18 protein-coding genes are annotated in these 26143 nt (G+C 44.1%); 6 read left to right on the forward strand and 12 right to left on the reverse strand.

Annotated elements, in window-relative coordinates; all coding sequences use genetic code 11:
• Positions 1-127: 127 nt before the first annotated feature.
• Together L4D76_RS16385 and L4D76_RS16390 are read right to left on the reverse strand one after the other, a co-directional pair.
• Positions 128-3280, reverse strand: a complete 3153-nt coding sequence (locus L4D76_RS16385; protein ID WP_428441971.1) for an efflux RND transporter permease subunit — start codon at positions 3278-3280, stop codon at positions 128-130.
• 9 nt (positions 3281-3289) lie between these two features.
• Positions 3290-4405 carry an efflux RND transporter periplasmic adaptor subunit gene (locus tag L4D76_RS16390; RefSeq protein ID WP_428441972.1) on the reverse strand — a complete coding sequence of 372 codons (1116 nt, stop codon included), beginning with the start codon at positions 4403-4405 and terminating at the stop codon, positions 3290-3292.
• A gap of 297 nt (positions 4406-4702) precedes the next feature.
• Between L4D76_RS16390 and L4D76_RS16395 the strand changes: the two genes are divergently transcribed.
• A complete protein-coding gene (locus L4D76_RS16395; protein WP_428441973.1) occupies positions 4703-5638 on the forward strand; it encodes a precorrin-2 dehydrogenase/sirohydrochlorin ferrochelatase family protein in 936 nt (311 codons plus the stop codon).
• 368 nt (positions 5639-6006) lie between these two features.
• Here L4D76_RS16395 and L4D76_RS16400 read toward each other — a convergent pair whose 3' ends face one another.
• Positions 6007-6498, reverse strand: coding sequence for a DUF1097 domain-containing protein (locus tag L4D76_RS16400; RefSeq protein WP_428441974.1), 492 nt, complete (start codon positions 6496-6498; stop codon positions 6007-6009).
• Positions 6499-6888: 390 nt separating this feature from the next.
• On the opposite strand from L4D76_RS16400, the gene nagZ reads away from it, so the two are divergent.
• On the forward strand, positions 6889-7893 hold the full coding sequence (nagZ, locus tag L4D76_RS16405) for a beta-N-acetylhexosaminidase (protein WP_428441975.1): 1005 nt from the start codon (positions 6889-6891) through the stop codon (positions 7891-7893).
• Positions 7894-7973: 80 nt separating this feature from the next.
• Here the strand turns inward: nagZ and L4D76_RS16410 are convergent, their stop codons facing one another.
• From L4D76_RS16410 to L4D76_RS16435, 6 genes are all read right to left on the reverse strand, one after another.
• Positions 7974-9557, reverse strand: coding sequence for an EAL domain-containing protein (locus tag L4D76_RS16410; RefSeq protein WP_428441976.1), 1584 nt, complete (start codon positions 9555-9557; stop codon positions 7974-7976).
• Positions 9558-10527: 970 nt separating this feature from the next.
• On the reverse strand, positions 10528-11442 hold the full coding sequence (locus L4D76_RS16415) for a cation diffusion facilitator family transporter (protein ID WP_428441977.1): 915 nt from the start codon (positions 11440-11442) through the stop codon (positions 10528-10530).
• Positions 11443-11639: 197 nt separating this feature from the next.
• Positions 11640-12074, reverse strand: a complete 435-nt coding sequence (gene trxC / locus L4D76_RS16420) for a thioredoxin TrxC (protein WP_428441978.1) — start codon at positions 12072-12074, stop codon at positions 11640-11642.
• 655 nt (positions 12075-12729) lie between these two features.
• A complete protein-coding gene (locus tag L4D76_RS16425; RefSeq protein ID WP_428441979.1) occupies positions 12730-13185 on the reverse strand; it encodes a hypothetical protein in 456 nt (151 codons plus the stop codon).
• Positions 13186-13541: 356 nt separating this feature from the next.
• Positions 13542-14228: a VC0807 family protein gene (locus L4D76_RS16430; protein WP_428441980.1), complete on the reverse strand. Its 687-nt coding sequence runs from the start codon at positions 14226-14228 to the stop codon at positions 13542-13544.
• A gap of 280 nt (positions 14229-14508) precedes the next feature.
• On the reverse strand, positions 14509-14652 hold the full coding sequence (locus L4D76_RS16435) for a hypothetical protein (protein ID WP_428441981.1): 144 nt from the start codon (positions 14650-14652) through the stop codon (positions 14509-14511).
• Positions 14653-14962: 310 nt separating this feature from the next.
• Here L4D76_RS16435 and L4D76_RS16440 point away from each other — a divergent pair, with 310 nt between their 5' ends.
• The 3 genes from L4D76_RS16440 to nagA all read left to right on the forward strand — a co-directional run bounded on the left by L4D76_RS16440 (position 14963) and on the right by nagA (position 18587).
• A complete protein-coding gene (locus L4D76_RS16440) occupies positions 14963-16507 on the forward strand; it encodes a glutamate synthase-related protein (protein ID WP_428441982.1) in 1545 nt (514 codons plus the stop codon).
• 203 nt (positions 16508-16710) lie between these two features.
• Positions 16711-17250, forward strand: a complete 540-nt coding sequence (locus L4D76_RS16445) for a hydrolase (protein ID WP_428441983.1) — start codon at positions 16711-16713, stop codon at positions 17248-17250.
• Between the two features lie 209 nt (positions 17251-17459).
• Positions 17460-18587, forward strand: coding sequence for an N-acetylglucosamine-6-phosphate deacetylase (gene nagA / locus L4D76_RS16450; protein ID WP_428441984.1), 1128 nt, complete (start codon positions 17460-17462; stop codon positions 18585-18587).
• Between the two features lie 395 nt (positions 18588-18982).
• Here the strand turns inward: nagA and L4D76_RS16455 are convergent, their stop codons facing one another.
• Together L4D76_RS16455 and fdhF are read right to left on the reverse strand one after the other, a co-directional pair.
• A complete protein-coding gene (locus L4D76_RS16455; protein WP_428441985.1) occupies positions 18983-19366 on the reverse strand; it encodes an NADH:ubiquinone oxidoreductase in 384 nt (127 codons plus the stop codon).
• A 474-nt stretch (positions 19367-19840) separates the two neighbouring features.
• On the reverse strand, positions 19841-24016 hold the full coding sequence (gene fdhF, locus L4D76_RS16460) for a formate dehydrogenase subunit alpha (RefSeq protein WP_428441986.1): 4176 nt from the start codon (positions 24014-24016) through the stop codon (positions 19841-19843).
• Positions 24017-24458: 442 nt separating this feature from the next.
• Between fdhF and L4D76_RS16465 the strand changes: the two genes are divergently transcribed.
• Positions 24459-25403: a chemotaxis protein CheV gene (locus L4D76_RS16465; RefSeq protein ID WP_428441987.1), complete on the forward strand. Its 945-nt coding sequence runs from the start codon at positions 24459-24461 to the stop codon at positions 25401-25403.
• Between the two features lie 495 nt (positions 25404-25898).
• Here the strand turns inward: L4D76_RS16465 and L4D76_RS16470 are convergent, their stop codons facing one another.
• Positions 25899-26126 (reverse strand): hypothetical protein, encoded by a 228-nt coding sequence (locus L4D76_RS16470; protein ID WP_428441988.1) that lies wholly within the window; start codon positions 26124-26126, stop codon positions 25899-25901.
• Positions 26127-26143: the final 17 nt, after the last annotated feature.

A 26143-nucleotide genomic window follows, 5' to 3' on the forward strand; every position in this document is an offset into this window, starting at 1 on the left:
CTCTTGCCGCTGTCGGCCTGCTCCGGCGCAGAAAGTAACTCTATATCCTCAACGTGGTTTGGGTTTAAAACTTATAAAAAAAGGGTTCCCATAGGGAACCCTTTTTATTTAATAACGCTAATTGATATTACTCGTCAGCTAATTCCACCAGCTTGGTTGAGCCACCATGGATTTTTTCACGGCGGCGCTGAATAATAGCAAAGAAGCCCGGAATTAGAAAAGTACCGGCAAGCAACACAAATAACAGACCGCCCGTCAGTGATATACCCAGAGAGTTCTGACTGATATGACCGGCACCTGACGCAAATATCAGCGGCAAAATACCCAGAATAAATGACCAGGACGTCATATTCACCGCACGGAAACGCAATTTCCCCCCACGTACCGCCGCCTGTTCAATAGCCAGTTCCTTTTCTTCCCGTTCAATCTTGGCAAATTCCACGATCAAAATCGCATTCTTCGCCGCCAGCGCGATCAGCAGGACCAAGCCGATCTGTGCGTACAGATCCAACGGTGTCCCTGTCATACTCAGTGCTAAGAATGAGCCTAGCGTAGCCACAGGCACTACCAGAATAATTGCCAGCGGAATACTCCAGCTCTCATACTGTGCCACCATGAACAGATAAATGAAGATCAACGCCAGAGCAAAAGCATAAATTGCCTGATTACCTGCCTTCACTTCCTGATAAGCCATCCCCGTCCACTCATACTGATAACCCTGTGGTAAGACTTCAGCCGCGACACGTTCCATCGCCGCAATCGCATCGCCGCTGGAATAACCCGGAGCGGGGCTGCCCTGAATCACCGCAGCACGGTACATGTTGTAACGCCATGCAACATCCGGCTCGAACACTTGCTCAATGGTTGCCAACGTACTTAGCGGGATCATCTCACCAGAAGATGAACGCACATGGAACCGCTCCAGCGATTGCAGATCGCTACGATACTGACTGTCAGCCTGAAGCGTTACCCGGAAGTTCTTGCCGTAAAGGGTAAAATCATTCACATAGATAGAACCCAGATTACCTTGCAAGGTCTGGAACACTTCGGTCAGGGGAATACCCAGCTGCTTCGCTTTAACCCGGTCAACATCGACATAGAAATGCGGGACATTGGCTCGGAACATACTGAAAGTGTACTGGATCTCTGGTTGAGCATTGGCTTTCTGAATCAACTCTCCCATGACATTGGCCAAATCAGTACGGCTTCGCCCGAGGGTATCTTCCAATACAAATTCAAATCCCGATGCTGCTCCCATTCCCGGAACGGCTGGTGCACCCATCGCAAAGACTACCGCTTCCGGCAATTCCATTACTGCACGGGCATTAATACGGTTAGTGATCGCAAATGAAGAGTGATCACCGGCCATCTCGCCACGTTCATCCCATGTTTTCAATTTGATGAACATTGATGCCCCGTTTGAAGCAGCCGCACCCGTCAGGAATGCATAACCGTTGGCAACCGTGATCCCTTCAATCCCAGGTTCCTGTTCAATTATTTTCTGAAGTTTAATCGCCGTTTCTTCAGTACGTGACAGCGATGCCGCATCCGGCAACTGGACATTGACCAGTAAAATGCCTTTATCTTCCTGTGGAACAAATGCCGTGGAGGTTGTCTTAGCCAATAAGGTGACAGCCAGAACAGCAACCACAAAGATGCTACCTAGCAGTGCAACTTTACGAACCAAGAAGCCCGCTATAGCCCCGTATTTAAGCGTAACGTTATCCAGACCTTTATTGAATTTCTGGAACCAGCGAGCAGTATTATTTCCGTTTTGTTTTAACACCAGAGAACACAGCGCCGGAGACAGGGTCAACGCATTAATCGAGGAGATAACAACTGAAATGCAGATAGTCAAAGCAAACTGGCGATACATGATCCCCGTAATACCGGGCAGCATGGCGACAGGCAGGAATACCGCCAGCAGTACCATCGTTGAGGTGATGATCGGGCCCGTTACTTCCTTCATCGCAATCAAGGTGGCTTGTCGCGGCGTCAGGCTCGGATCCCGACTCATATTGGTATCTACGTTTTCGATAACCAGAATGGCATCATCCACCACAATACCAATAGCCAGAATCAGACCAAACAGCGTCACCGTATTGATCGTAAAACCAGCCGCAAGCATGACGGCAAAGGTACCAATGAGCGAAACCGGAATAGCAACAACAGGGATCAGGGTCGCGCGTACGCTACCTAAGAACAGGTAAGTCACAGCAATAACCAGAATAACCGCTTCAATCAGCGTTTTAACCACACCTTTGATCGACTCAGCGACGAACAGGGTTGTATCGTAACTGGTTTCATAAGCCATACCATCAGGCATATTGTGACTGAGCTTATCTAGCAGCTCCATCACCGCCTGGCCACTTTCTAACGCATTGGCATCAGATTGTAACGATAAAGCCACAATGGAAGCCGGATTGCCTCGGAAAGTACCGTATCCTTCGTAGGATTTCTTGCCCAACTCTACCCGTGCGATATCTTTCAGGTAAACAACAGATCCGTCCGGACTTGCTCGCAGCACAACTCTTTCGAACTCCTCAACGGATTCGAGGCGACCTTTGGTCACCAGGTTAAACTGGACTTCCTGAGCGTTGTTATAAGGAGGCGCACCCACTTTACCTGCCGCAACCTGAACATTCTGCTCGGCGAGAGCGGCATTGACATCAGAGGTTGTCAGTCCCAGGTTCGCCATTTTTTCCGGATCAAGCCAAACACGCATTGCGTATTCACCGCCACCAATAACGTTAACTTCACTGATGCCCTGTACACGCGCCAACTGATCTTTAACGTTGAGGTTGATGTAGTTAATCAGGAATTTATCATCGTACTTACCATCCGGAGAATAGAAGTTCAAGACCATCAGCAAGTCAGGCGAACGTTTCTTCACCGTCACGCCCACCATGCGAACTTCAGCCGGTAGCTTTGATTCAATCTGAGCAACACGGTTTTGCACATTCACCTGTGCCATGTCAGGATCAGTACCGATATCAAACGTAACGTTCAGGTTATAAGAGCCATCATTGGCACTTTTTGAGGACATATAAATCATGTTCTCAACGCCATTAACAGAGGCTTCAATCGGATCAGCAATGGCCTCTTCGACAACCTCCGCACTCGCACCTGAGTAATAAGCCGTTACACTCACCGACGGCGGACTGATTTTAGGGTATTCCGCCACTGGCAAATTCAGTACGGCAATCGCACCTGCCAGAGTTAAAATTATAGATATCACCAACGCAAATTTAGGACGCTGGATAAAGAATCGACTCAGCATTTTCTTTCCTTATGCATCCGTATTTTCAAGACGAACGGTCATACCATTACGAACACGTTGCAGACCTTTAGTCAGCACGATCTCTTTGGCTGCGACACCTTTACGGATAATCACGCCCTGCTCGGTCTGAGGACCAAGTACCACATTGCGGCGCTCAGTAACATTACCCTCAGTAAGGATCATTACAAAGTCACCTTCCAAATCACTTTGCACAGCGCGACGTGGAATAACCGTCATTTTCACTGGCTGTTTTTCACGTAACAAAACTTGTACATGCTGACCAGGTAGCAACGCTTGAGTCGGATTCTCAAAGATTGCACGCATGGCGATTGTCCCGGTATTCAAATCAATGCGATTACCAATAAAATCAACCTGGCCCAAAAGCGGATACTCTTTGCCATCATTTAACGTCAGAACCACTTCTACATCACCGTTGCCACGGCCGCTGCCATCAAGAGTATCGATACCTAGTTCTAAGCGCTCACGTTCGCTGAGGTTGAACACCGTATGGATCGGGTCAAGACTCACTAAAGTCGTCAGCACACCTGATGAGGGTGAAACCAAATCACCAATACTGGCTTTACTGTCACTGATCCTGCCACTGAACGGGGCTACAACACGGGTATATGACAGATCGACTTCAGCGGCATATAGCTGGGCTTTAGCCGATTTCAGCTGTGCTTCAGCACCTAGCTTATCAGCGGTCAGCTTATCGAATTCCGACTGGCTAATGCTGCCTTTCGGCAATAGATTCAGGCCTCGATTAAAATCTAATTCAGCATTCTTTAAACTAGATTCTGCCTGCGAAATTTCTGCCTGGGCACTGGCAACTCTTGCCTCATAAGCAGCTGGTTCGATTTGAAATAACAGCTGCCCCTTTTCTACCATCTGGCCTTCGGTGAAGAATCGCTCCTTAAGATAGCCCGAGACCTGCGCCGTGATTGCCGCATCTTCAATGGCGTTAGTTCGACCGACATATTGCTTACCTTGCTGGTAATCAATCACGCTCACAGGCTCTGCTGCAACCAGCGGGCTTACCGGGGCTTGCCGTCCATTTTGCTTATCGCCACACCCCATAAGTAAACTCGAACTTACCAGCGTCGCGATAACAAGTTTTTTTTTCATTTTGCTGACCATAGTTATAATTAAAACAATAAAATGCTGATGCGCAAATTCAAATTTCAAATGCAAACAGCTAAAAAAACACACAATAAATATCAATAATTTTCTTGTCAGATTACGTTAACAATCAGCCTTTAATGAAAGCTGAACGATTATTGATAACACCGTGTTTTTTAAAGTTTTATGTTTCAAAATATTACAAAGCCAGATACACATAATTAATTGATGGGTAACTAGTGATAAAACCAATAGATATAAGATATTATTGACATTAATAGATACCGAGGAAGTATTAATACAATGGATTTTTTCCCTATTTTTTTAAACTTAAAGAATAGAAAAGTGCTTGTCATCGGCGGAGGTGACGTTGCATGCAGAAAAGTTGATCTCTTACTCCGAGCCAACGCTGATATCACCGTCATTTCGCCTCAGTTACATCCGCACTTATCACGCTTAGCGGCTAACAAGCAACTGACCTACATTAAACAAAAGTACGATCCATCTTGCGTTATTGGGTTCCATCAGGTCTGGGCAACGACCAATGATCCCAAACTGAACCATCAGGTTTTTACTGATGCCGAAGCCGAAGGCATCTGGACGAATATTGTTGACGATCCATTCCATTGCCATTTCATTACACCGTCAATGATTGATCGGACCCCTATTCAAGTCGCAATTTCCAGCGGCGGAGCCTCACCCGTTCTGGTTCGTTTCATCAGAGAAAAACTTGAAACCCAGCTTCCGCAGAACCTGAGTTTGCTGGCTGAGTTTTCAGGCAAACAAAGAGAGCGCATCAAACAGCATTTCAAAACGGTAGATGAGAGAAGGAAATTCTGGGAGCGCTTTTTCCGCCTGCCTGCAGTCGAACAAGCCAATGATACCGCTAGTTTAGAGCAGGCATTCACATTATTGCTGTCAGAGCCTGAAACACCAACCAGTAGCCTTTACCTGATAGAAACAGATATCGATCCGGAAATGCTGACGCTAAAAGCACTCCGTTTAATGCAGCAATCTGACTTTGTACTGTATCCGGAAGGAAGCGATGATATTTTCGTTGATCTATGCCGCCGTGATGCAGACCGTGAGCCGTACACACCAGAGGCACTTCAAGATAAGGTTCATGCTTTATTAAATGATGGACTGCGCGTTTGTGTACTGGCCCCTAAAGCCACTCACCCTCAGGCGCTAATCTCATTATGCCAAGAAACCAAAGGACTGTTTGTTCCTTGCCTCTGACGTTTTAACATATACCCAAGCTACCTCAAGATGCAGAGTTCAGCGAGAATTCATGGGCTTTTAGGCAAGGCAGCCATTAGAGTGAATAGTGGTTCTATTTAGAGAATGGCTAACACAGAATAAAAGCCCATGAAACTCGCCCTTTGGGAGCTCCTCTGGAAAATCACTTCTTCACAAAATGTGTTTGAAAGGGAATGCCATTCCTACACACATTTAATTCGAATTGAGTTCCCAGAGAAAGCTCTGAATCTCGCATCTTGAGGTAGTTTGGGTACATATCCAAAGACAAAAAAAACCGCACATATCATAACGATATGTGCGGCAAACATTCCACTCAGGGATATCAAGAAGGGGGATATTCTTTTGTATTACTCAGCTTCAACTGCAGCTGAAGACAGTTTTGAATTGGGTTGGTTGAGTTTATGATGTAACCATAGGCCAGATGCCTTCATGGTATAACCAAACAGTGCTCCAACAATCAACGATGGAATGACAAGTTGCCAGTCACCGTTCGCAGCAAATGTTGCACATGATCCGATAAAGGTACCCGGAATGTAATTCAACCATGTTTTCTTTGCCTGAACACACATGAAAAACGATACAAGAGCAGTGACTACATAACCTAAGATTTCAACACTGAACAGACTCGACAGGTGAATAATGACCATTGCCCAAAAAACGCCGCTCATATTTGTCACAATGCTCAGGCCAAGGCCTTTGATACCATCTTTAGGGGAAGCAAAGTAAGTTGTGCAACCCAGAAATCCTGCCCAGCTCAATAGACCCAGGGAAACAGCCACCCATCCCCAAATACCGGAAAGAATACCTGTCGTTAATGAAATTGCTACCAGTACCGTCATGTTGTGATCTCGTAAATATATAAAAGCACTTGAATTCGTAAACAGTGTAATCAGCTACAAAATAAACGAAAGAGACGCAGATCACATTATGTGAAATGCGGTTACATGCTATTTCTTAAAAAAAAGATCAAGCTCACAATAAATGGAGGTTTTTCAACATCATTGCAATCGACTTATTTTTTATAGTTAGCTGCTCCATATCCGCATCAACCCAGTGTTTACGTATGGAAACAGTTGTCCCGTAGAATCCCGTCTAAGAGATCTATCGCGAATAGGATATTCATTAGCTTAACCTGTATTTACACTTTTCAAATTGCGGTAATCTCAAGCTATGGTAAGTTAAGCTTTTTCTTATCTATATCCCCAATTTTTTATACTTCGGAGCAACCCATGGGCCCTTTAATGCTCGATGTCTCAGGCTGTGAACTTGATGCAGAAGAACGTGAAATTATCCAGCACCCTACCGTGGGGGGGATCATCTTCTTCGCACGAAATTTTCACGATCGCGCTCAATTACGTGCTCTGACAAAAGATATTCGCCAAACAGCCAAACGCCCTCTTCTTATTGCCGTTGATCAGGAAGGCGGCCGTGTTCAGCGCTTTCGCAATGAATTCACTCATCTTCCACCGGCAAAAGCTTTTGCCGAGCAGAAAAATGGGATTGAGATGGCAAAAAAAGGTGGGTGGTTAATGGCAGCAGAACTGCTTGCTATGGATATCGACCTCAGCTTCGCCCCTGTTTTAGATATAGGTTTTGACTGTAAGGCCATTGGCGATCGTGCATTCTCCGACGATCCGAAACAAATAATAAAGTATGCCAGCCAGTTTATTCAGGGCATGAGACAGGCGGGAATGGCAGCGACAGGCAAACACTTCCCCGGACACGGAGGTGTCATTGCTGATTCTCATCTGGAGACCCCTGTCGATCCACGTGAGACAATTAAACAACACGATATGACTGTATTTCAACATCTCATCGAACAAAACCTTCTCGATGGCATGATGCCGGCCCATGTAATATTCGAGGCATTTGATGACAAACCAGCTAGCGGTTCAGACTATTGGCTGAAAGACGTTTTACGTAGGGATCTCGGCTTTAAAGGCGTGATTTTCTCTGATGATTTAAATATGAAAGGTGCCGATGTGCTGGGAAGTTACAGTGAAAGAGCCATTGCAGCACAACAAGCAGGCTGTGACATGGTGATGCTCTGTAACAACCGTGACGGTGCTATTGAGGCATTAGATGGGTTACCTCAAGCTCAGGTACCGCTTCTGGATACGCTGTTGAAAAAGCCAACAGGAGATTACAGCGATCTGATCAAGACCAGAATGTGGCAAGAGACTGAAAACGAAATCAGCCGATTAACTCAAGCATGGCGAGACAAGCACGCTTAATAGCTGTTGCAGAGATTATTATTAGCTAAGCGTATAAAAAAGGTGAACTCAAATAAAATGCGTTCACCTTTTTTCACAAACTAATCAATACAGACCAGAGCATTTTCTTTATGAGGATTAACAAATTTATCTGACGCCATCGATTTACAGAAATAAGCAAAATCTCTAAAAGTCATCGGTCGGCCGAAATAGAACCCTTGCTGCAAATTAACCCCTTGCTCGGCTAAATACTGAGATTGCTCTTCGGTTTCAACCCCTTCCGCGATCATCTCCATCCCGGCTTCTTTACCAAAAGCGATGATCGAATCAAGCAAAGACAGTTTGATATCGGATGTTCCGATGTTTTCGACAAACATTTTATCGATTTTCAGGCTACGTATATTAAGTTGCTGAATATAGCTAAAACCTCCATATCCTGTACCGGCATCATCCAACTTAACATTGACGCCCTTAAGTCGCAGATGCTCAATAACATCTGAAGCAATGGCCAGATTGTTAAAGCGTTTACGTTCGGTCACTTCAAACGCAATTTGAGTGGGTTCCAGCTCTGAATTCCGCAATAAATCAAGCGACTTTTCGATGACTTCAAGACTCTCTAACTGATCAGGCACTACGTTAATGCTAATAATTTGCTTAGTCGTATGCCAATTCAACTTACCGATTTCATTAATGGCTTTTTCCATTAATTGCTCAGTGATCGGAAGAATTTGCCCGCTTTTTTCGACATAAGGAATGAATTCCATCGGGGAAATCATATCCTGCCCGGGACGCTTCCATCGAGCGAGCATCTCGCAGCCATACAATGAATTTGTTGCAACATTAACGATCGGTTGATAGTAAGGAATGAACTCTCGCTTTGCTAAACCTTGTTCCACCAAAGAATGCAGTGACATTTTTCTTCTGACAATGGTGCGATAAATAAAAATAAACAGCACGCCAAGTGCTCCGCCGAGCAGAAACAGAGGTAACCAAAGCTTTTCTTTATACTTATCGAGCAACTCTGATTTAACAAACGTATTCAGCCGGAGTCCGTTAACAAATTCTGAACTGAACAATGGTTCTTTTGACAGCAAAGAGGCATCACCACGCCAGAAAGAGACGGTGGGATTATCTATCGATGACATCGAGCTCAGAATGCAATCATCACAATATTTATTACGAAGGGTATCAGAAACCAAAGGTTCCATATGCACCAGCATCGTCCCTCGTTCATCTTTCCATTCAGCAACCAATATATTTTGTTCATTACGGGATTCTGATGTCACCCATAGCGAAACATTTGAACTTAAATTTTTGATTAATGGAGCCAGACGACTCTCTATATCAGCACCTTTAAAGCTGGTGCATTGTTTGCCATCTTGCGTTTGTAGGGTAATGCGCCGAATAATGTAATCGTTGTAAACAATATGCTGTAGTTGATGCTCATCCAGAGCGCCACAATCTAATTGAAATTTTTCCGATAACTTACTCAGATCATTTTGAAATTCAGCAAAACTCAAGGAATAGGTCTGAAGTAACTCTTTAGAATCAGTACGAATAACGTAGGAAAGCTGGTGCTTGGAAAAGTACCCAGTCGATAATGAAAAAAGAAAAGCTAACCCAATCACAAATGCGAATGCATAAAGCTCAGCTTTTAAATGCGCTATCTTTGTGAACTTGCTCATTTTCCCCTGCCAACAGTTATTATAAAAACATATAGGCAGTGAGAACCACGAATCCTCATTTTTTTTCATATCCGCTTGTAAACTATCCAAACCCAACCAAGCAATATAGCTGAGTAATATCCATATTTTCTTTAACTTTATTCATTAGTTAGATCATTAACAAGCAGTCATTTCAATATGTTAGCGATATAGATCACGCCTTAGAACGAAATTTTTTCAACGCGAAAAAAGTTACCGCAAGGGTATGCACGATAACTATACTATATAGCTCAGAGCAATGAATTTAGTCGTTCAGTCAGAGAGGCATAAGATCAGCAACACCCCCTGCAGTCAACGACCTCAAGAGGCAGAGTTCAGCGAGAATTCATTGGCACTTATTCAAGGCAGCATTTGCAATAAATTATAGAATGATCTGCAAGAAAGGAAACAACAAAACAAATACGATCAAGAGTTAACCATATTTGATATCACGATCATAAAAACGCCAGATAGCGCTTTAGGACCTAAAATGAGTCTCGTGAATGGTCTACATCTTTCGTGCATTTTTTCTCTTTGACTATGATGTAAACGGCACCAATAATAAAGGCCAGAACTAAAATGGTTTCCATAATTTAACCTTATAGGATCTCGGTTATAAGTGACTGACTTCATGTACAGCTCATAGTCAGCCTAAGCGCTAAGTTATGGTCTAAAAAATGTCTCTCACTAAAAACAATTTTTAGACTTGAAAATAAGATACCTTACTTAGCTTAATTTTGCACAAATAAGTTACCAGATTGTGATGTAAAAATGACCTACCCTGTTAGGTTTCACCTACCGTGTCTCTATTTCAATCAGAGAGTCCTTTAAAAACATCTTTTTATATCACATGTTAATTTTAGCAGAGATTGACATTAACTGACTGTTGCTAATTAAAATAATGCTTAATACCCAAACCTCTCGACTCAGAGTAACAGGGGAATTTTGCCGCTTACAACCATCGCTCCTGGCTTGTAAAGCTAACTGACAACCAGGTCTCCCCTAGATCATCAGATAACTCATCCCATAACAGTTGACGAATGTAATCCTGCCGTTTGGTTGTCCATCGTGCATCATCTTTCACCAAAATGTTGATTTCAAGATCATACTGACGGCCGGTTTTCGCCAGGTGGTGCGTGTAGCCATCAAACTGATACAGCCTGGAGAGATCTTCTATCACACGATCAACATGACGCTGTGCCTTATCTTGCGGCGCAACCAGTAACACCTCGCGCAAATTACGTCGTAATACTTTGATGGGTAAAATCGATGCTGCAATAGAAAGAGTAGAGACGAGTATTGGATCTACATAAGCGTTCCAGCGGGAATACCCCATCGAATCAAAAATCAACACAAGAATGAAACCAACTAAGATGGCGGCGCTAAGAATGCCATCAACCAACCATTCTTGCGAATCGACACGAACCAGCTCTGAATCCACACTTTTAGCTATATGGGTTTCGGTGTAGTAAATAACAAAACAACAAATGGTTGATAGAACCGCATAGATCAGTGCGTGTTCCAAGACAATATCATGACCACCTTTGACAATGGTTTGCACACCGCTAATGAAAGCGAACAAGCAGGTAATTAAGATGAGCAAACCATTGACGACATTAATAAGCGGCTCGATATGAGCGTAACCAAACTGAAATTGCCTATCATCAGGTTTTGAAACTAAATACGCGGTATACAGGCTTAAACCCGTCATCCCCATACTTAGAAATGAGAACATACCGTCAAGCAAAATGGCGTTAGAATCGACATAAAGTCCATAACCGATACCCAAACCAGCAACAAGTACAGTACCGGCGAGAGATAATTTCAGAGCAAGACGTTCTTTACTAATTTTACGGCTAGTAGCCATATTATCCTCCTTTCACTTTCTGTAATAAATGTATCAAAACGGCTATCTTCAATATCGCTTTTTAATCACCATAGCACTTAATTTATGCGATGGGAATGTGATACCCGCGTATAAAACCATGTTCAGGTATCACATATAATCAAGGCATTAGAAAGTTATCAGGGTGACTTACCCCGATTGGGATTTCTCTCATCAACTTAGGATTGCAATACATCGTCCAGCCACTGGCCAAACTCTTTTTTCCGTAAAGCGGTATTCAGAACGGCCTGCTGCTTCCCTTTTTTAAACACCATAATCGTTGGAACTCCTCGGACACGATATCGTGATGCAATTGCCCTGTGTTGCTGACTGTTCACTCGTAAAAAACGTAATTGTTTCTTACGTTCAGCCGCTATTTTTTCAAGAATAGGCTTAAAGGTATTGCAAGGCGTACAGTTCGTCCCCCAAAAGGTCACCACAACAGGTTTAGGGCTCAGAATCAGCTGTTCAAAATTCTTTGCATTCGCTTCTACAGGCTTCCCATCCAACAATGGTTTATTGCAATGATCGCAACTCACCGTATTTGACAATGATTGAGCCGAAATACCAGCCCCCTTGCCGCAGTGGGGACAATCAACAGTAATTAACTTCATTATTTATTTCAGCTCCAGCTGACAGAAAAGTAACATCTTTTATACCCAAGTGACCTCAAGATGCTCGTTTCAGCGAGAATTTATTGGCTTCTAGGCAAGACGCTGATTTGAAGACCTAGTTGTTCTACGTCAAAAATCTGCAACGCAGCATAGAAGCCAATAAAACTCGCCCTTTGGGAGTGAGTCAGCGAGCCCACTTCTGTGCCAAATGAGCTTGAAAGGGACAACCATTCCTGTGCTCATTTTCCTTGAATTGAACTCGCTGAGCTCACTCTGAATCCTGCATCTTGAGGTCACTTGGGTATATGCTGTATCTATACCAAACGGACTAAACTCTGATTGAATCAGATTACGAATACTCTTTCACGTAAATTATGAATAGTTGAAGTCCGAAACATGTCATCCCGGAATCGAGGAACGAGATATCCGGGATCCAGTTCTAACTGTGTGCGCCTTAGATTCCGTATAAGTTCGTGCCTCACTTTACGGAATGACGAAGTTTGGTGACTGAACTCGTCAAAACTTCTGTGATGAAGTACAAGTCTGTTTGGCATGATACCTGTCGGTATTATCTTAAGTATGAGTATACAAGGCATAGCAGAGTGAAAATAGGTTCACCTATACCCAAACTAGCGGCTTCTATACCAGGCTGGATTTACTCATCTTTTTGTAGCTGTAACCGCTCAATATCATTGAAAAAAGTAATGATCTTTGCTCGGCTCACATTGTATTTAAAATCTGTACTTTCGCAAACGTCCTGAGCATATCCTTGCTTCTTGGCATTTTTCGTTTTGAAAAACTCACAGGTAGCACGTTGTTCGCACGCCATATCACGCTCTGAACTCAGCTCATCCCAGTGAGTTGAAAAGTTCTTTAGGGCAAAATCTAACTGGTCATAGTTTTCATCTGTCAGCTCGGAACGCAGTACGTTCAACTCCTGTTGACGGTCATAAATAAATTCATCAAAAGATTCGGATAGGCTGTACATCGATGTGTTGTAGCATTCGTCTTGTATAAACTGGCCTTGCTGACTTAACTGATTATTGACCGACTCTTGAGATGTACAAGCAGCGATCAGACAAAGCGATAGAAAACCTGAAAACAACTTCATAACAACGCACCACAGAAATGTTAAGAACACCCCTACGGTGTTCTTAACTAAGTATTGCTGATTCTGCCAAAGTGTCTATTTAAACCCAATAAAGTCTCAACGATAAGACGCTAAGCCCCACTAAACCAGGTAGTGTTATTATCCAAAGTGTTTGACATAAAAAGTTGGATATAGTGAAAACCACCGTTCACTCACTTACAGATGACTCTGCGGGAACGATATTTCTTATACCAAATGGGGTGAGTATCTGATCAATTCAGAACGCTTTCCGAGCGGAATTAAAGCAACAGGTTGAACTCTGGGATATAAAAAAATCCGGAACCAATCGGTTCCGGATTTTTGCTGATTATTGCTGATTATTGCACTATAAAAATCTGAGCTGATTCAAGCTGGGTCAGCTGACGAGTTTTGCGCCAGACGAAATAGAAAATGCCCATCATCATTAACATCGATGGGATTGCTATCATCGGATAACTCATTAAGGTTAACTTTCCTAGCTCTTCGTTAAAAGCAACAGATCCGGCAGGGCTGGTTACAATTGTGGTTGCTAATATATAGTTCATCACCGACGAGAAAATAAACGTACTGGCAAACAAGTGGTTAGACTGCACAAGACAACGATCAAATTGATCTTGCTTGTTATTCATCGCCAGTTTTTCTCTGATCAAAGCAAGATTTAAAACGGTATCGTTTAAAAGCAACTTACTAACAACCGGAAATTTAGTGTAGGTTGAAATGAAGACTCCCAAGCCAATTAAACCAGGGATCAGAGCTTCCTTAACGGCTAACCATTTGGTATCCAGTTCTAACAGACCGATACCACCAGTAAGCAAGACACTGACAAAGCCTAACAATGAGATAAAATTAAACTTTTTGAATCGAATCAGTTCGTAGCCACCCAAAGCAACAGGAAATGCTAATGCAATAACAAGCGCACCAACAGAGCCAAGATGTTCATCACCACTCAATTTCATGAGAATGACAGAAGGTACAATGACGTTAAAGATCAAATCAGTAAATGGGTTCGCTTTTTTTTCAGCCATAATCTCATTCAAAGGTTACTAAAGAAATGCCTGCCCATTGTTCCGCTATTTTTCGATGCTGTAAAGGGGCATCACGTTACAAAGCATTAAGCTAAAGGGGTATAAGAACCGTAAATCTCTACAAAACACTGATAACAGGTACAAAAAAACCTCCAGAATGGAGGCCGAGCTAAATGATAGTTAATTTACACGAGTCGTATTTATCAACTATATCCCTACAAGTTACACATCAGCGATGATTGATATTCCATCAATAAGCTCAAATTTCACTCCCAAAAAGTTAGGGTAAATGAAGAAGAATAGATGGGGCTAATTCTGATAAAACAAAACCAATACAAGCCGGTAAGATAAATGCCACCCCGACTATGCCAGCGGCATAAATCATTACACTCATTACACTCTTTATTTTTTTATACTTATTCATTATGTGTATCCTATACCCAACCACCTCATAATGTGAGGTTCAGAACTTCCTCTGTATCTTGAGATAATTTAGGTATATAGCGAGTCACCAAATTGTTGGACGCCACTGTACCCCGCTTCCATCATATTTTAAACACGTCGTTTTGGAACACTTTGTTCTATTATTTTGAACAATCCATCCTTTTGCTCCATACAGGCAAAATCTGCCCTCCTCCTCCATACTGAAACCAGAACCAGACCTGAAACATGGTAAATCCAAACCACAAAAAGACGTTGTGAACACACAAAACAATCTATAAAGGAGCCGAGTGATGACTAAACCGATTGTGGCCAATAACCGTCCGGCCAAAGTCCAACTGATGGCCGGTGAGGAGTATCATTTCTGTACCTGCGGCCGTTCGGCCAACCAACCCTTTTGTGATGGTTCTCATCAAGGCACAGGGTTTACCCCTAAGGCTTTTAAAGCCGATAAAAGCAGTGAAGAATACTTATGCGCCTGTAAACACACTCAGAATGCCCCGTTCTGTGATGGTACTCATAAACAATTCTCAACAAGTGATGTCGGCAAAGAAGGCCCCGGTGTACAAAGTAGTCATAGTGCAATGCCTGTTGCCACCGCAACAAAAGAAGAGCCCACCGTTGCTTTCATTCATCAACTGGCACGGGAAGGCCTGTCAAAGCTTGGGCACCACGGCCCGATGACGGCCATGGGAGTTCCACGTTATCAATTGCCTCAATGGGATGACATTCAAATCATGGTGGCGCAGATGGCCACCAAGCCACTACTGGAGGATGCCAAAGTTGGTACCGAACTGGTTATCGGCCCAAAATCCAAACGACCATTAGTACTTGATATACCGTTGTTTGTCTCTGACATGAGCTTTGGTGCGTTGTCACAAGAAGCCAAAACGGCGTTAGCTATGGGGGCTGAATTAGCCGGCACGGGGATCTGCTCAGGTGAAGGCGGCATGCTCGCAGAAGAACAACAAGCTAACAGCCGTTATTTTTATGAACTGGCCAGCGCCAAATTTGGCTACAACGAAGAATTACTGAAAACAGTACAGGCATTTCATTTTAAAGGCGGTCAGGGAGCGAAAACAGGGACAGGCGGTCACCTTCCCGCAGCCAAAAATGTTGGAAGAATTGCGCAAGTACGCGGATTAGCAGAAGGTACCGACGCAATTTCGCCCCCGACATTTACAGATCTTAAAACCGTGAAGGATTTCGCCGAGTTCGCTAATGATGTGAGGGAAATCGCCAAAGGGATCCCCATTGGATTCAAGCTCAGCGCTAACCATATCGAACGTGACATGGGATTTGCCCTAGAAGCTGGTGCAGACTATATCATCCTTGATGGTCGTGGTGGTGGTACGGGAGCTGCGCCACAATTATTTCGGGATCACATCAGTGTTCCCACCATTCCGGCTTTAGCACGTGCCCGATATTTTCTTGATAAACAAGGCATGACCGATCATGTTACTCTGATCATCACTGGTGGCATAAGGGTACCCAGTGATTTTATTAAAGCCATGGCACTGGGCGCCGATGGCATTGCCATTGCTAACAGCGCCATGCAGTCAATTGGCTGCGTTGCTGCTCGTATCTGTAATACCAATAATTGCCCAGCAGGGATCGCGACTCAGAAAAAAGATTTACGCCAGAAGCTAAATCCCGACAAAGCAGCCAAACAACTTGCTAATTTTTTTGCCGCATCGACCGAACTGATGCAAGTGATGGCAAGAGCCTGTGGCCATCGCCACTTAAATCAATTCAATAAAGATGATTTGGCAACATGGGATCATGAGATGGCAAGATTAGCCGGAATTGAGTACTCAGGGTTTAAACAGCGAGATTAAACGCTGCACTTATATAATACTCAATTATTCTGAGCTGAGGCCAGTCTGAAAAATGGGCGATAGTTAACAGGAAAAGCGGTGCTTATTCTTCTAACCTGCAATAGTTCACATATAGCTAACGTCTAATTGCACAACAAACAAAAGCCATTATGCTAGGGGCTCGTTACTAGATGTTTATCTCATCATTTCAATAGGACAGCACTATGCTTGATACCACCAATACTGCACTCATGATTATTGATGTTCAGGGTAAACTGGCACAGATCATGGACGAGAAAGAGGCGCTCTTTAGTAATCTTGAAACCATGGTCAAAGGCGCTAATATCCTTGAACTGCCTACCCTGTGGGTAGAACAATTACCGGATAAGCTAGGGGCAACCATTCCTCAAATCACGGATCATATCAAGCTGCAGGAACCTGTCGTTAAAAACACCTTCAGTGCTTATCGTAACCCGGAACTTGCTGCTGCACTTAAAGCAACTGGTTGTAAAATCGTGTTAGTAGTCGGCATTGAGGCCCACATCTGTGTTTATCAAACAGTCATGGATTTACATAACGCCGGCTACCATGTTGAAGTTGTTAGCGATGCTGTATCTTCACGGACCCCTCAAAACAAACAGCTTGCTCTAGATAAAATGCAACAAGCTGGCGTCAAGCTCACTTGCACGGAAATGGCGCTATTTGAGTTGCAATCAATAGCGGAAGGCGAGCGTTTCAAACAAATATTAAAAATCATCAAATGATGGAATAGCTTAAAGAAGAGAATAAAAAAGAGCATTTAAAAAACGTCTCTGACCATTGACTAAAATGATTTGATTGGCTATCTTATTTTTTAATGAAAAATAAGATGCCGGTCATCTCTTTTCATCGCCGTTGGTTGGGAATGCCGTTGTGATAAAATCGGTGCTATCCCCATCTATAATTATAAACAGACTAAATAATTGAGATGCTTATGTTTGCGATTACTCATGTTAACGTTTTTGATGGTCACAGCATTCTTTACGACCAGGCAATGATCATTGAACACGATACAATTCAGGCTATCGTGCCGATGCCTGAAGCTGACTTGCCAGATAATACCTTTAATGCCAATGGATTACTTGCAACATCCGGTTTTATTGATATTCAATTAAACGGCTGCGGTGGTGTGTTACTCAATACCGATATCACGAAAAACACCCTCGATGTCATGAATGCCACCAACATCAAAAATGGTACAACGCAGTATCTGCCAACCTTTATTACCAGTCAGGCACCATTGATGAAACAGGCGATCGACTTAATCGCAGATATCGACAATCCTGCCAGTGAAGGTATCTTAGGCCTGCACCTTGAAGGTCCGTTTATTAGTAAAGAAAAAAAAGGGGCACATCAAGAGAATTTCATCCGTCAACTGGATGAGACAACCGCCCATTACCTTGCTGATAATGCGAATAAGATCCGCGTCATTACCCTGGCGCCTGAAAACACACCGCAATCAGTTATCGATATTCTCACGCAAGCTGGTATTACCGTTTCATTAGGCCACACCAACGCTAACTACGATGATCTGATCAGTAAGCAAGGCGTAACCATGGCGACTCACCTCTACAATGCCATGACACCTTTCGGCTCTCGTGAACCGGGAACGGTCGGTTACATTTTCGATAAAAAACCACATGCAGGGATCATTGTCGATGGCATTCATTCTTCATATGCATCGGTACGTATCGCGCACCAGTTGATGGGCGAAAAGTTATTCATGGTTACTGACGCCGTGGCTCCTGCCGGAACTGAATTAACCGAATATAATATGGCTGGTACCACCGCATATGTAACGGAAGGAAAATGTCATTTTGCCGACGGGACGATTGCAGGTGCTGCCATTACCATGATTGAAGGGGTAATAAACCTGATTGATCATGTCGGCCTCAGCCGCGAAGAAGCATTGCGCATGGCGAGTTTATACCCGGCAAAAGCATTAAAGATCGACAATGAATATGGTCAATTAAAAACCGGATACAAAGCAAACATCACCTTGCTTAATGATGATAATGAAGTACAGACCGTTTTCCAGATGGGCCAGATGCACACAATTTAAGTTGTCCATCTCAGATCCTCGTAGTAATCCGTTTCTTCTGATTAACAGCCGAGATCAAAAAAGGGGCTAGTCAGCCCCTTTTTATTTATTCATTATAACTATACCCAAGTAACCTCAAGATGCTCGTTTCAGCGAGAATTTCCAGGCGCTAAGGTCAGGCGCTGATTTGCAGATATAGTCGCTCTACATCAAAAACAGCAACGCAACATTAGTGTCTGGAAAACTCGCCCTTCGGGAGTGATCCAGCCAGCCCACTTCTGTGTCAAATGCACTCGAAAGGACCAGTCATTCCTTCGTACATTTTCCTTGAATTGAGCTGGCTGGTATCACTCTGAATCCTGCATCTTGAGGTTACTTGGGTATATCAGCATCTAATAAGCAGCTTGGTTCAGAAATTACGCAACTTGTGCTGCCAATGTTTTATTTTCCGCAACAAGTTTCGATGCTCTGTTCATCTGGAATTCACGTAGTTTGAAGTACAGGTAAGTCACTACGATAGAGAAGAACAAGTAAGACAATGAGAAAACCAGTGGTGAGTTGATCAGATTCGCTTCTAAGCTCCACATCACACCCACAACGGTAACAGCCATTTTCGCCATCATACCCATTAACAACAACAACGCAGCAAGTTGCGGATAACGCGTTGAACGAAATGCCAGCCAATACCCCGTACCGACAGCAATAGCTGCGATACTAAAACCAACCATAAAAGAGTGGAAATGTTCACCAGAAAGAACACCTGCCACAATAGAAATCAGAAAGATCAAACCGAATTTCATAAACATCTCATAAAAAGTAATTAAACAGAAAGCGTCCTTTCAAAGCAAAATATTGCCCACAGGCGCATTTTCCCACCTTTTGTTCGGATTACATACAAAACGGCTGTTAATCAATGAGGCAAAAACGAATAATTCTTTAGTATTTTACATCTGGTAACACGACAAGATCATGAATAATCACAACTTCCATCAGCATGGTTGCTAAATTGTTAATATTGTAATGACTTGTGGGAAATCTTCCCAAACAAACTCTTTATTATTAATTCTTCTGAAACCGATTATTTCAAGCGGAATTTCGCGATATTTTCACGCTTATTTTTGCCATCAAACAACATTAAACATGGAATGTTATATTTCATTATTGATAGCGTGAGATCATCAGGATAGCTATCCTTTATGTAGAAAAAACCACCAATAACAAGCTATTGGTGGTTTTATGGGTTCACAGAGTAATATTAAATCGGTGAATGAAACTTATACGGTTGCCAACTCCTCGACTTTCTCTACCTTCACCGCAGCCACTTTAAACTCCGGAATTTTGGCATGTGGATCAGTGGCCGTTGTGGTCAATCGGTTAGCTGGTGATTCCGCAAAGTGGAAAGGCACGAAGACCACCCCCTCTTGCATTCGCTTCGTTACAAAAGCTGGCGTTTCAATACTGCCTCGACGTGTCGACACTCTTAGCATTTCGCCGTTATGAATACCTAACCGCTCAGCATCCGCTACCGAGATCATGGCCCGCGGCCCTGCCAGGTTATTTAACCCTTTCGTTTTGCGTGTCATGGTACCGGTATGGAATTGCTCTAACAGACGACCAGTTGTCAGTATTAACGGGTATTCGTCATCAGGCAATTCTGCAGCATAACGGAACGGTATTGCCGTCATTTCGCCTTTACCACGGGTAAACTGCTCGGTATGCATGATACGGGTGCCTGCGGGCGCATTGTCATTACATGGCCATTGAACCCCCTCTTTACCGACACGTTGCCAGGTAATACCCGCATACTGAGGTGTTACTTGGGTGATCTCTTCGGTAATATCCTGCACCGACTGATAGTTCCAGTCACTGCCCATTGCATTCGCGATGCTCTGGATGATCCACCAGTCTTCTTTGGCTTCACCCGGTGGATTCACCGCCGGAGAAATACGCTGTACCCGTCGCTCAGTATTGGTGAAGTTACCCGATTTTTCAGCAAATGAACAAGACGGCAACACCACATCTGCATACTGCGCCGTTTCTGTCAGAAAAATATCCTGTACGACTAAGAAGTCCAGCTTTTCCAGTGCTTCAATGACATGCGCCTGATTAGGATCGCTCAGTACCGGGTTTTCACCCATCACATATAAACCTTTGACTTGATCGTGGCACGCGGCATCAATAATTTCAGTCAGAGTGAGACCTGGCTCTTTCGACAAATCCGGTTTATTCCATGCGTCAGCAAACTTGGCGTGAACTTCAGGCAAATAGACTTTCTGATAACCCGGGAGGTTATCAGGCAAGGCGCCCATATCACAGGCCCCCTGTACATTTGACTGGCCGCGTAATGGGTTAATGCCTCCTCCTTCAATACCAATGTTGCCACACAGCAGTTGCAGGTTAGCAATGGAGCGGACGTTATCGTGACCCGTTGTATGCTGGGTAATACCCATTGAGTAATAAACCGCTGTACGCTCGGCTTTACCGATCATTTCCGCCATTCTGATCACATCAGATGCCTTAACACCGGTGATCAGCTCGATTTTATCGGGAGCATATTCTTCACGCATCACTTCTGCTTTTAACGCATCGAAACCTTCAACACGCTCGGCAATATAAGCCTGGTCATGCCAGCCATGCTGAATGATTTGCTGCATGATGCCGTTCAGCAACATCACGTCCGTACCCGGACGATGCGCCACATAGATCTCTGAGTGCTCGGCAATATCGATACGTTTTGGATCAGCAACAATTAACCGCGCCTTGCCATGGCGAATGGCTTGCTTGATATGAGAAGCAATGATCGGGTGAGCAGAAGTTGTATCTGAGCCAATAATAAACACCACATCAGAGTGCTGAATACTTGGGATATCATTGGTCATCGCGCCACTGCCAATAGACGCTTCAAGGCCTGTCACTGTCGATGCATGGCAAAGTCGCGCGCAGTGATCGACATTATTGGTGCCCAATTCACGGCGAATGAACTTCTGGAAGGCATAATTATCTTCATTGGTCGTTTTGGCCGATGAGAACCCTGCTAAGGCATTGCCGCCGTGCTGGGTTTTAATCCCCTTCAGCTTATCCGATACCAGCGCTAATGCATCTTCCCAGCTTGCAGGTTGCAGTTGGCCATCTCTGCGGATCAACGGTGTGCTCAGGCGCTCTTTGCTATGAACGAAATCAAATCCGAAGCGACCTTTGACACACAGCATTCCCTGATTCACCGGGGAATCTTTTGCACCTTGCACGTAACGGATCTGGTTTAGAGATTCGTCAACAAACATGGTCAACTTACACCCGACGCCGCAATAGGTACAAATGGTATCGACGGGGGTCAGCATTTCAATTCGGCCTTGCGACTTATCCCGGCTGTCTACGAGTGCCCCGGTCGGACAAACCTGAACACAGGCGCCACATTGCACACAATTAGAATCGCCCATACTGTAACCGTTATCAAAGCCCGGACGGCATGCGGGACGGTTTGCATGGGTTTCGCTATCGTCAGAACAGCTGACGGTAGCATCTGATGAGAAGCTTAGTACACCGTGTACCGCTTGTTCATTACAGGCTTGGACACACTGGCCACAGCTGATGCAGCGATTGGCATCAAAAACGATAAATTCCGAGCTATCATCAACACTGAATTTCTGGCGGCTTTCGTTAGTGAGATTGGTTTCGGCAACCTCATATTCGGTCGCATAGTCACGCAACTTACAATCGGTATTCGCCTGGCAACCGCACTCCAGACAGCGAGCAGCTTCGCGCATCGCTTCTTCATTGCTAAACCCGGTTTCCACTTCGCTAAAACTAAGCGCACGGTCTGCATTACTTAATTCCGGCATCACAGAACGCATCGCTTTTTTAATACCGGCAAAGTGTTCAGGATCGACCTGCTTCAGTTTGCTTTCTTTTTGCGAGTTGAATGGTTTAACCGGAATCTGTTCCATATCACCATTAAAGAAGCGATCGATCGCCTCGGCAGCAATGCGGCCATCTGCAACGGCTTCAATGGCAGTCGCCGGACCTCTGCGGAAGTCACCGATACTGAAGATATTCTCCAGGCCTGAGTGCATGGTATTCGGATCAGATTCTTGCGTTAACCAGCGGGTCACCGGCAGCTCCAGCTTTTCACCTTCAAGGAAATCAAGATCCGGCTTTTGCGATACCGCCGCGATCACGGTATCGAAAGCTTCAGTAAAGAACTCTCCGGTTGCTTCAGGCCTGCGACGACCAGACGCATCCGCTTCACCTAATGCCATTTTCTCCAGTTTAACGTTGCAAACACGCCCCTGGTCATCGGCAATATTTTCAGCCGGATTAGTTAAGAAGTGGAATTTTACCCCTTCATGTTCGGCCTCAACAATCTCATAATCTTCCGCTGGCATTTCATCGCGGGTACGTCGATAAATTAACGTTGTATCGGCCCCGTCTCGAACGGCTGTTCGGGCACAGTCAATGGCGGTATTACCGCCGCCGATCACGGCCACTTTCTTACCGGTAGTAAAACGCTGCTCGGTCACATAATCTTTCAGGTAATCGACGCCCAGGTAGCAACCGTTAAGATCGCTACCCGGGTAATTCATTTCGACGGCTTTCGATGCGCCAACCGCGAGGCAAACGGCATCAAAGTCTTTGGTTAACTGAGACAGTGTGAAGTCGATACCAAGCTTTTTCGATGTCTCAACCTGCAGGCCGTTGCGGCACATCAGCTCAATTTCTTTATTTAAAATAGCTTTTGGTAAACGGTATTCCGGGATCCCGTAGCGGAGCCAGCCACCAGCTTCTGGCATCGACTCGTAAACAGTAACGTCATAACCTTCATTAGTCAGATAATAACCACAGGTTAAACCGCCCGGGCCGCTACCGACCACCGCGATTGATTTGCCTTTAGCTGGTTTTTTCTCCGGTACATAGTTTTCTTGTGCTGCCAGATCAATATCGGCGGCATGGCGTTTGAGCTGTCTGATTGCTAACGGTTCATCCACCAGCCCTCGACGACATTCTGTTTCACAGAAAGCCGGACAGACACGTCCAATCGACAATGGCATAGGCAGAGTTCGCTTGATCACCTCTACGGCTTTTTGATGATCATTTTGAGAGATATGGTACAAATACGACTGAATATCCACGCCAGCGGGACAAGCAGTCTGGCATGGCGCTTCACAATCCGCATAGTGATCTGACAAAATTCGATTGAGTGCTTTTTGACGCAGCGACGAAAGCTCATCAGAGACGGTCGTCACCGTCATACCTTCAACGGGTTTGATTTCACATGATCGTCGAATGCCCAGCCCTTCGACATCGACTACGCATAACCCGCATGGGTCTTTTTCGCCACTTTTGTTTAATCCACACAGTGACGGAATTTCAATTTTGCAGCGTGTTGCAACGTCGAGCAGGGTCTGTTGTGCATCGACGGTATAAATCTGTTCATCTATCGTGACATTTATCATTGATTGCCTCATTGTTTTTCTCGGCAATGCATCATAGTGATCACCAATAGCCAAAAGGCATTCTGTAGACGAATGTTCTTTTGGTTTCAGTGACCCATTGCTTCTTAAACTTCGCCTTGTGCAAATAGCAGCAATTGTGCGAATAGCAGTTGCGCGAGGATGATTGGGGGAAAAATCATCAATTTGTTATTATCTCCCAAACGTATCAAATGCAGCATAAAATTCTTTGATTTAAAACACTGAAATCTTACATTTCTATAACTTTTACACATGAATGCAAATGGCCATTATTCTCAACAGGTAAGAAGCGCTCTTTTCATAATCCCCCGCCTCTGTAGGTTGATCTTCGTCTAACAGACGCAGATAGGACGTGACTTTACCACTCATGTCATTTTATAATTTAATGATAACTTTAATTATTCAGTGATTTCCCGGACAGATTATGGCCAATATTTTAGACTCTGTTGATCAACGTACGCAGCTTGTTGGTGAAAACCGGCTTGAACTTTTAATCTTCCAACTGAATACTTCACAACTCTTTGCCATTAATGTCTTTAAAGTAAAAGAAGTCGTGAAACTTCCGCATCTTCACACTTTGCCTGGCTCTCATCCTAATATTTGTGGTGTCGCAAATATCCGCGGCATTTCTATTCCTGTTATTGATCTGCGCGGTGCGATTGGAATGAGAAGCACTGAGCAAACCCCCGATTGCAACATGATCATTACTGAATATAACCGCACTGTTCAGGCGTTCTTGGTGGGCCAAGTCATGAATATTGTCAACATGACCTGGAAAGATATCCAACCACCACCGGATCAGGTTGGCCGAAATAATTACCTAACGGCGATCACCAAACTTGAACGGGAAGGTATTCAGCGCATCGTAAGCATCATTGATGTTGAAAAAGTGCTGGCTGAAATTATTGACTACAATATCCAGATATCTGAGGACGTACTCGACGACACGATTGTCAGCCATCTCCATGGTCAAAAAATCTTAATTGTCGATGATTCGTCAACGGCCCGAGCTCAGATCCGCGAAACCCTGGCTCAACTTGGCGTCGAGGTTATCGAAGCCAGCAATGGCCTGAAAGCCCTTAACATGCTGAAAGGCTGGTGTGACGAAGGTAAGAACATCAATGATGAAATCTTGATGATGTTTACCGATGCCGAAATGCCTGAAATGGATGGTTATAAACTCACCAACGAAGTGCGAAATGATCCTCGTATGAAAGATCTTCATATCGCATTGAATACCTCTTTAAGCGGCAGCTTTAACGAAGCCATGGTGGAAAAAGTGGGCTGTAACCGCTTTATTTCAAAATTTCAACCGGATTTACTGGTCGAAGTGGTTCAGGATCGTTTGCGCGAAGTCATCACGCAATAACGCTTTCAGATACAGCTAAAATAACTATGCCATTAAACGCGGCTTTCACATAAATTATGCATCGTTGAAGCTCCTAAACATGTCATCCCGGAATCGAGGTACGAGATATCCGGGATCCAGTTCTTACCGAGTACTCCTTAGATTCCGTATAAGTTCGTTCCTCACTTTACGGAATGACGAAGTTTGGTGACTGAACTCGTCAATACGTTTTTGATGAAGTACTAGTACGCCTTTAAATCAGCAATAAACCAGACTTAAATGGACAACAGACAGCTTGAGCACTACTGTCATCATCTGATGCTCATCCATTAAACATGCATGTAATAACCGTTGTCTAATCAGGCAAATAGTGTGTTTTACATTAAAATCGAGTTTTCTAATTCTACTGCCATACTGGACACCCTGCGCTGAATTCATCACCCTTAACTCCCCCATATGACAAAGCACAACTCATGACCAATGATCTATAATCATTATTTTTTAAGCGATTAACTTTTAAAAATACCTATATAGCTCATGCTGATTTTGTTCGGATCCACTCAGCTCGTGCCAATAGAGTTCATCGCTCTTTTTATCAGCGACTAGATCAAGTGTTTCACCATGGAGCGTATCAATCTGCTGCGCCCGTACATCTTCGGCTTTCAGCGATAGCTGCATTGTCAACAGCACAATGATTACAATTGGAAGCACCCAGCCAGGTGCCTCCGATGTATTTTCATTCATCAAATGCATCCTCGGCA

Origin of the sequence: Photobacterium sagamiensis, assembly GCF_050337085.1 — a bacterium.
GTDB classification, from domain to species: Bacteria; Pseudomonadota; Gammaproteobacteria; order Enterobacterales; family Vibrionaceae; genus Photobacterium; species Photobacterium sagamiensis.